Origin of the sequence: Frankia sp. AiPs1 (assembly GCF_023716945.1) — a bacterium.
In the GTDB taxonomy this organism is placed as follows: Bacteria; Actinomycetota; Actinomycetes; order Frankiales; family Frankiaceae; genus Frankia.
Window position 1 is genome coordinate 1 of sequence record NZ_JAMQQF010000232.1, and the last position, 8,691, is coordinate 8,691.

An 8,691-nucleotide genomic window follows, 5' to 3' on the forward strand; every position below is an offset into this window, starting at 1 on the left:
GCGGTGGGCTTCGACGATGGCGCCGGCGCGCGCGCGATCGTCCGGGTCGGAGCCGTTGGGATCCTCCCGACGGGCGGCCCCGTGGTCCGGCCGGTTCAGGACGGCCCCGCCGCCGGCGGCGGGCGGGTTCCCCCAGGAGATCTCGGTGGCCGCGTCGAAGAAGGCGTCGTCGGCCGACCGCGGCGCGAGGAGTTGACCGTCGCGCTCGGCTATGGCCCCGGCGGGCAGGGCAATCGGGGGAGAGGGGACGCTGCCGGGGGAGTGCCCCGCCCGGGCGGGCACCCTGCCGACGGGCAGGGCCGGGTGACCCCGGTCCGGACGGGCTGCGTCGTTGCCCACCCGCTCGGCGGGCAACGCCGGGCCGCCGGCCGCCGGGGCCACGGTCGAGTCCGCCGCGAGCGAATCAGGATCGAGATGCCCGACGGCGACCGCCAGTCCGACGAGCCACAGGTACCACAGCAGCTCCCCGACGACGCGCCCGGTGACCGCGATATCCACCCCGAACGGCAGCAGGACTCCCCCGAGCACACCCCCCGCGGCGAGGCCGCCCCAGCCGGTGAGAGCGATGGCGGCGGCCCTCGGCAACGCGGGTCGGGCGGCCGGCCGCCAGGTCCTGCCGACCCGGGCCGCGCGGGTCAGCAGGACGACTGTCCAGCTCGCCGTCAGCAGGCAGGCGAGGACCTCACCGATCATCACCGCGAACAGGGTGCGTGCGGTGTCGAAGACGGCGGAGGCATGGTCCGCCTGGGCGGGGATCGCCGCACGCCGGGCCAGCGCCGGCACCGTGATCAGCCAGAACAGCAGGCCGGTGAGGTGCGCGCCGGCGGTCGCCGCAGCGAGCACGGTCAGCAGGGGGCGATGCGGGCCGCGCGGCAGCAGACGGACGATTCCCACGGTGATCGGCAGCAGCAGACCCGCGGCGATGCCGGCAAGCACGACACCGACGCCGATCGCCAGCCAGTGCTCCCGTACCACCGCGAGGGTGTCGGCCGGAGGTGCGCTGAGCACCTCGGGGTAGTCGAGTGCATGGCGCAGCTCGGTGAGGCCGACCGCGCCGCACACCGCGCAGACCAACAACAGGACGGCGGTGGCGCGCTGGCCCGTGGACATCGAACGCGGCTCCTCCCGACCGACCCGAGCTGGCGGGACGGCGGCCGGGCAGACACCCGCCGCGCGAACCAGCCCCCTCCGCGCGGCGGAGGTCGTGGCGGGATTGTTACACCACGTGACCGGTGGAGGCGGATGGCCCGCCGTCCGTTCGGGTCATGCCGGCCACAGCCTGCGGACAGGCCCGGCCGAACCGGGCACCCGGCGATATCGTGGGCCAGCGCGCGTGAGCGTCGACCCCGCATCGGGTCACCCAGAACGTCGACGACTGTCAGGAAAGGCGCATCAGTGCCCGCCACCGCCGTTCGTTCGTTCCGGATCCTGCTCGTCGAGGACGACCCCGGTGACACGCTCATGGTCACCGAGGCGCTGACGGACCGCGGGTTCGACCACGAGCTGCACGTGGCGGCCGACGGGGTCGAGGCGATGCGCTTCCTGCGTAAAGCCGGGGCGCCCCGGCCGGACCTGATCCTGCTCGATCTCAACATGCCCCGGATGGACGGCCGGGAGGTCCTCATGTCGATCAAGGAGGACCCGGCTCTGCTGACCATCCCGGTGGTCGTCCTGACGACCTCGGACGCCCCGACGGACGTGCTGCGCAGCTACAGCCTGCACGCGAACGCGTACGTCACCAAGCCCGTCGACTTCGACGCCTTCATCCTGGCCCTCCACCGGATCGACGACTTCTATCTCGGCCTGGTCCGTCTGCCCGGAAGTTGAGCTTGTGCGATCCTGGTATTAGTGGCCGCGGCGGGACGTCGCAGGTCGATTCCCGGGGGGTCCTCCGACGGTGAACCCGGCTGTGATTGCGGTGGATCGTCCCCGTCGTGCATGCCACCTACGGGTAGCCTCTCCTAACTTCAGGCAGCCTTACCTGTATCGATGTTCCGAACGTTGTGACGGGTCGGGAGTGTCGGCTCGCTGCGAATTACGCATCCTTGTGATTTGCTGGTGGCTCGAGGTTCGTAAGCCTGCCCGGTCCGGTCGATCTGTGTCCCCGTCGTCGCAGATGGTCGGTGTCCGGTCGCGGGCTGCCGGGGTGACCGGAGCGGCCGGCCGCGCCGCCCCGGCGCGGTGTGGGACGTCCGGCTGGAAACAGTCGACGGAAAGGTGTGGATACCGATGGCGACGCGTGGCGACACGGAAATCATAGAAGTGCTCAACAGTGTGCTGACGAACGAGCTCACAACCATCAACCAGTATTTCCTGCACAGCCGGATGCAGCGCAACTGGGGCTATCGGCGGATCGCGGAGCACTACTACCACGAGTCCATCGACGAGATGAAGCACGCCGACCTGCTCATCGAGCGTGTTCTCTACCTCGGCGGTCTGCCGAACCTGCAGCGGCTGCACACGCTGCGCATCGGCGAGACGGTTCCCGAGCAGCTCGAGATCGACCGGTCCGGCGAATTCGAGGCCGTTGACGTGCTGCGTGCTGGCGTCGCGCTGAGCCGCGAGCGCGGCGACATCGGCTCGGCGGTCCTCCTGGAGCAGATCCTCGTCTCCGAGGAGGAGCACATCGACTGGCTCGACGCCCAGCTCGAGCTGATCTCCCAACTCGGCGCGGCCAACTACCTCACCCAGCAGATCCACGAGGACGACTGAAACCCCGGGTGTCGGCACTGCGGAGGTGGGAGCGGCGGCGCTGGGCACGGCCGGTGGCAGGCGCCGGGCAGAGGTCGGAATAGTTGCGCCCGTCGGTGGGAAGGGATCGCAGCATGCCCTGGCCCACCCCTGCGCGTCACCGGTGGCGGGCGCGCCTCTCGACAACCGGTCCGTTTGGCGGGGGCGGCCCGGCGGTTCCTCGTGCGACCTGTTCGGCCGCGCCCGTGCGGGCGGCGCCGAACGGGTGGCGCCGAGGATTCTCGGGGCGTTCGCGCGGGGCGGTTCCCGGCCGGCGCGCTCGGCTGTTCCCTGGGTCACCGAATCCCGTCCTCGTCCTCGTCGCCGTCACCGGCTGTTATGGGCCGCAGCTGGCGGCGAGTCTTCCCGCGTGGCGGTGTCCGGTCTCGCTATGCAGGACCGATCCTCCTGGCGATAGTGTCCAAGCGGGCGTTCGCAGCACCTGACGTCGACGTCCACACCGGTGCCGTCTCGGCGGCTCGCCGGAGGAGGAGAGGGCCGATGGGCATCGCCAGGCTCCGCCGACCCCGGCTGCCCGGCCGGTGGCTGTCGACGTCGCCGGAACCGCCCACCCGAACCGCCGGGAGCCCCCGCGTGGGTGCCCCCGAAAAATCCCTTGCGAACGGAAAGGATCGTGCTCTAGTGGCGACGTACACGCTGCCCGAACTGAAGTACGACTATGGCGCACTGGAACCGTCCATCATCGGACAGATAGTCGAGCTGCACCACGACAAGCACCACGCGACCTACGTCAAGGGTGCGAACGACACCCTTGAGAAGATCGCGGAGGCGCGCGACAAGGGCGACTTCGGCGCCATCGTCGGTCTCGAGAAGACGCTCGCGTTCAACCTCTCCGGGCACATTCTCCACTCGATCTACTGGGAGAACCTCTCCCCGGACGGCGGTGACAAGCCGGACGGCGCGCTCGGCGAGGCCATCGCCGCCGACTTCGGATCCTTCGACGCCTTCAAGGCGCAGCTCAACGCGGCGACCACGACGGTGCAGGGCTCCGGCTGGGGGGTGCTGGCCTACGACGCCACCGGCCAGCGGCTGCTCGTCGAGCAGGTGTACGACCACCAGAGCAACGTCGGTGTCGGCAACACCCCGCTGCTGGTGTTCGACGCCTGGGAGCACGCCTGGTACCTGCAGTACAAGAACGTCAAGGCGGATTACGCGGCGGCCCTGTGGAACATCGTGAACTGGGCCGACGTCGCCGAGCGCCTCGCGAAGGCGAAGGCCGCGGCGGCCGTCTGATCGCAGCACCACGCACCACCCGGGTCCACGCCCGCTCGAGTCCGGTCCATCGGGCCCGGGCTGGTGGGGGCGTGGGCGCAGGCGCGCGGCGGGGGTGAGCCCCGTCGCGGCGTCGTGGCAAGTCAGGGCAAGGGCATCACCCGCTCGGGTGATGCCCTTGCCGTCGTTTGCCGTCGTTGCACGCTTCGCCACCCCCGATCCGTGAAAGTGATGTAGCACACAGCGAGAACGAGTTGACGAATGACAGTGCGACTACCGAGAGTAGTAAGCATGTCTGTGGACGCACGTCAGTCCGTTCAGTTCGGGCACGATGTCTCCCTGTCGCCGTCATCCTCCCCATGGCGCTGTCGCTGAGCTGATCCGCCGGGAAGTCCCGACCGGGCGTCGGCCCGTCGCCGGACCTTCCTCCGTCGGACGGCGGCGGACCATCGCCGAGCGACCTCCCCGACCTCCCCGCCAGCCCCGCTTTCGCTGGCTTGCCGGCGCCCGCCTCGTCCTGGGCCTCTGGCGCTTTTGCCGGTGAGCCGGTCGTAGCCCGGGAGCCGGCGTCGTGGCGTTCGGCGTCGGGACAGGCGGGGGACCAGGGCCGCCGCCCGGACGCCCCACCGGCGTGACCCGCCCGACCGGCCACCCGACGCACGACCATGCTCCTGCCGCGTCCGCGGCACGCCCGGTCATCAGGCCGCGGCGATCCGTTTCCTCCGAAGGAGACCAGGCGCCGATGATGTCGCCGTTCCAGCCCCTGTCCCTCGCCGATCGGCAGGCGGGCGCGTTTCCCGCCGTCGCGGCGCCACGCTCCGCCCGCCCGATGGTGGCCTCCACCGTGACCCCCGCCCCGCGCAGCCCCGCCGCGACACCCGTGCGGCCGGTCGCCCGCGCCACCATCGCCCGCCGCGACATCCGCGCCACGATCGCCGTCCTGCCCGGCCGCGGGGAGGACCCGGCGCTCTTCGACGCACTCGCCGACCGGCTGGCGCTCGACGGCTACCTGATCACCGTCGTCCCCGACGGCGGTAACCGGGTGTCCTCCCTGGTCGAGGGACGGGTCCCGGGCGTGCCGTTCGTGTTGCTCGGCTCCGACACCGGCGCGTTGGCGGCGCTGGCGATGGTCGGCTCGCCCGCCGTGCGTCCCGACGGCCTGGTTCTGCTCGGCCTGCCGCTGCTGCACCTGCTCGTGGCCGGCCTGCCCGTCGAGGAGCCCTCGCCGCGCGCCCTGCCCGACCTGCCGATCCTGCTGCTGCACGGCGCCGCCGACGAGATCAGCCCACTGCCCCTGGTGCGGATGACGACCCGGACTGCACCGCGCGCCGAACTCGATGTGGTCCCCGGCGGCCACGACGTGCTCACCGGACCGGGACGGCGCTGCGTCGCGGCGCGCACCGTGCTGTTCCTGGAGTCCCTCCTGGACGCCTGAGACCGTTCCCGCCCCCACCCCCCACCCCCCACCCCCCGTCTCCCACCTCCCACCTCCCGTCTACCCCTCCCATTCCGCGTCGTCGCCCGCGCCCCGCGGCCCTGCGCCCCCGTGCGGTGCGTTGCGGTGGCCGTGCCCGTCGGGCGGACGCGGTGACGCCGGCCGCTCTCCCAGCGTGAAGGTGCCTGCACATGTCGGGCATACTGAGCGCACATCGGGCCCGCCCGCGCCGCGGCGGTCGCCGCTGTGGGGGTCGGGGACCGGGGAGAGGCGGGGGGGTACCGGGGTGGCGTCATCGTCGTCGGCGAGGCCACGGAAGCGGCCACGGACGGCCGCCGCCCTGGCGGTCGGCCTGCTCGCAGCGTCGCTGCTCGTCGTCCTGCTCGTGCCGGCGCGCGGGAGCTCGCACGATCCGGGGACGCGCTGCCGAACGGTGCGGATCTACAGCGGGCAGGCGAACTCCCCGTACTGGGTCGTCGCGCAGGAGCTGGGCCGCGAACTCGTCCGGCGCCATCCCGGCTGGGGGCTGACCGTCGATCCGGTCGCCACCGACGGCAGCGCGGACAACATCTACCGGCTGCAGGATGACGGGGCCGCCGCCTGCTCCCTCGCGATGGTCCAGCTCAACGTCGCCGTGGACGCCACCTTCGGCATCTACCAGTTCGACTACCAGAGTGCGGCCCGGTTCCGCCGCGGCACCCTGAACCAGGTCAACCGGCTACGCACGCTCGGGCCCTCCTACTTCGACCTCGTGCACGTCATCGTCCGCCGCGGCGAGGTGTCGAGCCTGCGCGACCTGTGCGGCAAGACCGTCTCCGGCGGCCTGGAGCTGTCCGGTTCCCTACAGATGAACGACGTGCTGTTCGACAACGTGTGCGCCCTCACGCCGCCGGCGCTGCCGCTGCCCCATGTCGTCTACCAGACCCTCGGCGAGGGGATGGACTCGTTGACCGATCCGGCGACGTCCACGAACCCGGTGCAGGCGGTGGTGTGGGTGGCGGCGCCGTCGGGGATCCTCGACGAGCGGATTCGCCGGCTCGGCAGCGCCGCGAGCGACCTGCAGCTCCTCCCGATCGACCGGTACCGCGAGGGCTTCGGCACGCACTGGGACCGGTACTACGAGCGGGTCGCCGGCGCCGGGTTCGTCCGCCGCGACGGCGCGCCGGGGATCTTCGCCGACCGGACGATCAGCGCCGGAACGTACAGCGGGATGAACCAGCCGACGGCGACGATCGGCGCCCCCAACGGCCTGGTGGCCCGCGACACCGTGGACCCCGGGCTCGCCGTCGCCGCGGCGAGGATCATGGCTGACCGGCCGTGGCTCGCCGGGGCGCTGGGCCAGGCGGCGCCCGCCGCCGTCGCCCACGCCCACAGCGACGCGCTCGAATCCGACACCCACGCCGACTCCGACGCCGCCGGCGAATACCGCCAGCTCTGGCGCAACCCGGTGTTCTGCCTGGTGCCGGTCCTGCCCGCCGTCGCGACCGCGCTGCGTGAGTACACCGCGCAGCAGCACTGCGGCCTGTCCTGACCACCGCCTCCTCCGATCGGGCTGCCCCGACGGTCGTGGACTTGTAGCCAGCCAGGAAGCTTCCACCGTCTCCTCCGATCGGGCTGTCCTGCTGCGGCCCGGGTGGGCCGTCAGCCCAGCAGGTACCCGCGGCGCACCGCCTCGTCAATCATGACGCGGGTGTACTCCCACAGCGCCGGTGAGCCGTCCTCGACGGTCTTCCGGTGGGCCAGCACGTCCGCCCTGGTCACCCCGTGCGGGCGCCAGGTGCTCCCGGCGGTGTAGAAGTTCAGCAGCAGCGGCTGCACCCGATCGAGCGCGCGGGCGAACCGGGCGTCGGGGGTGCGACGTGCCTCGAACTCGTCCCACAACGCCCGCAGCTCGTTCGCCTGGTCAGCGGGAAGCTGCGGGAACAGCCGGTCGGCGGCGGCACGCTCGCGTTCGGCCTGGCCGGCCGCGGCCTGCGGGTCGTACAGGAACGTGTCCCCCGCGTAGACCTCCACCAGATCGTGGATCAGCAGCATCCGGATGACGCGCGCCTGGTCGACCTGCGCCGCCGCGTACTCGCCGAGGACAACGGCGAGCATCGCGAGATGCCAGGAGTGTTCGGCGTCGTTCTCCCGGCGGGACCGGTCGATCAGGTGGCTCTGCCGCAGCACCGACTTGAGCTGGTCGATTTCCAGCAGGAAGGCGATCTGTCGGGCGAGGCGCGCATCGGTGATCCCCGGGGGCGGCTCGACCGGCCCTTGCCCCGGATCTGCGGGCTCGTCGCGAGGGGGGGATGGGATCGTCGACACGCCGCTGCACGCTCCTCTTCCGGTGCCCGCCGCGGCCGCCGCCCGATGCGCCGCCGCCTGATCGGAGGGCACGGGCTCGACCGATCCTCCCAGACGGATGGGACGAACGGCCGGTCCCGACCACAGGAGACAGCGGCCGGGTCGGCGGAAATCACCGCGCCGCGTAACGGGAACTAGGGAACACGTATACGCTCAGTGACCGTGACGGTTGTAGCGTCGCCGCCGCCTGCTCCCAGCGGAGGGCCGGATTCCGGGCGCCGCGGGGGCGGCTGGCGACGGCGCGAGGGCAGGGCTCGCGGAACGCCGGTCCCGCCCGGCCCCGGCTGGCTCCCGCGGGCCGCACGGCTGGCGCGCACCGTCGCCGCGCGCTGCGATGCCGGCGTCCGGCTGGTCGGGCTGCTCGGCGTGCTCGTCGTCGCCCTGGCCCTGTTCGGGCTGACCCTGCGCGGTGTCGTCGCCCACCGTCTCGATGCCACCGACGACCTGGTCACCCGGCAGGGGCGGGCGCTGGCCACGGCCCAGGAACTGCGTGCGGCCCTGTCCCAGGCCGACGCCGCCGCAGCCGCCGAGTTGTTCGCCCCCGTCGAACTGCTGGTCGACAAGGGTGAGCCGGCGGCGCAGCTGCGGGCCCGCTACGACGGGATCAAGGCCGGTCAGCCCTTCGAGGCGAGCGTGGCCGAGGCGGCCAGCGACGTCCTCGACTTGCGCCGCCTGGACCCGAGGCTGTGCGCGAACGATCCGGATCCCCGACTCGGGCCCCCCGTCCCCGGTGCGCCCGCCCCCGATTCGGTCGCCGCAGCGGGAGACGGCGACGGCGGAGACGACCTCGCGACCGCCCCGGACGCCCCGGACGCCCCGGGCGGGCCGGGCGGGCTGGGCGACGGTTCGGACCAGGCCGGCGGGATGGAACCACCCTGGTCCGAACCGGGGGCTTCGAGTGCATACGGCGATGTGCGTCCGGCTGGCGGGGCGGGCGGCCTCGGCGC

The 8,691-nt window shown here is 72.4% G+C and carries 7 protein-coding genes and 1 pseudogene; 6 read left to right on the forward strand and 2 right to left on the reverse strand.

The features are described from left to right. Positions 1-1,110, reverse strand: a 1,110-nt coding sequence (locus ND748_RS18780; protein ID WP_251747259.1) for a DUF4386 domain-containing protein, incomplete at its 3' end; no start/stop codon positions are given. A 285-nt stretch (positions 1,111-1,395) separates the two neighbouring features. Here ND748_RS18780 and ND748_RS18785 point away from each other — a divergent pair. The 5 genes from ND748_RS18785 to ND748_RS18805 all read left to right on the forward strand — a co-directional run bounded on the left by ND748_RS18785 (position 1,396) and on the right by ND748_RS18805 (position 6,929). Beyond that, positions 1,396-1,827 carry a response regulator gene (locus ND748_RS18785; protein ID WP_251747261.1) on the forward strand — a complete coding sequence of 144 codons (432 nt, stop codon included), beginning with the start codon at positions 1,396-1,398 and terminating at the stop codon, positions 1,825-1,827. Positions 1,828-2,229: 402 nt separating this feature from the next. Next, on the forward strand, positions 2,230-2,712 hold the full coding sequence (gene bfr / locus ND748_RS18790; RefSeq protein ID WP_251747263.1) for a bacterioferritin: 483 nt from the start codon (positions 2,230-2,232) through the stop codon (positions 2,710-2,712). Between the two features lie 660 nt (positions 2,713-3,372). Next, positions 3,373-3,984: a superoxide dismutase gene (locus ND748_RS18795; RefSeq protein WP_251747265.1), complete on the forward strand. Its 612-nt coding sequence runs from the start codon at positions 3,373-3,375 to the stop codon at positions 3,982-3,984. Positions 3,985-4,705: 721 nt separating this feature from the next. Then, positions 4,706-5,398 carry an alpha/beta hydrolase gene (locus tag ND748_RS18800; RefSeq protein ID WP_251747267.1) on the forward strand — a complete coding sequence of 231 codons (693 nt, stop codon included), beginning with the start codon at positions 4,706-4,708 and terminating at the stop codon, positions 5,396-5,398. A 286-nt stretch (positions 5,399-5,684) separates the two neighbouring features. Then, a complete protein-coding gene (locus ND748_RS18805) occupies positions 5,685-6,929 on the forward strand; it encodes a C4-dicarboxylate ABC transporter substrate-binding protein (RefSeq protein WP_251747269.1) in 1,245 nt (414 codons plus the stop codon). Between the two features lie 110 nt (positions 6,930-7,039). Here the strand turns inward: ND748_RS18805 and ND748_RS18810 are convergent, their stop codons facing one another. Next, positions 7,040-7,705, reverse strand: a complete 666-nt coding sequence (locus ND748_RS18810; protein WP_251747271.1) for an HD domain-containing protein — start codon at positions 7,703-7,705, stop codon at positions 7,040-7,042. Positions 7,706-7,906: 201 nt separating this feature from the next. Between ND748_RS18810 and ND748_RS18815 the strand changes: the two are divergent. Further along, a pseudogene (locus tag ND748_RS18815) lies at positions 7,907-8,691 on the forward strand (hypothetical protein); the annotation flags it as partial.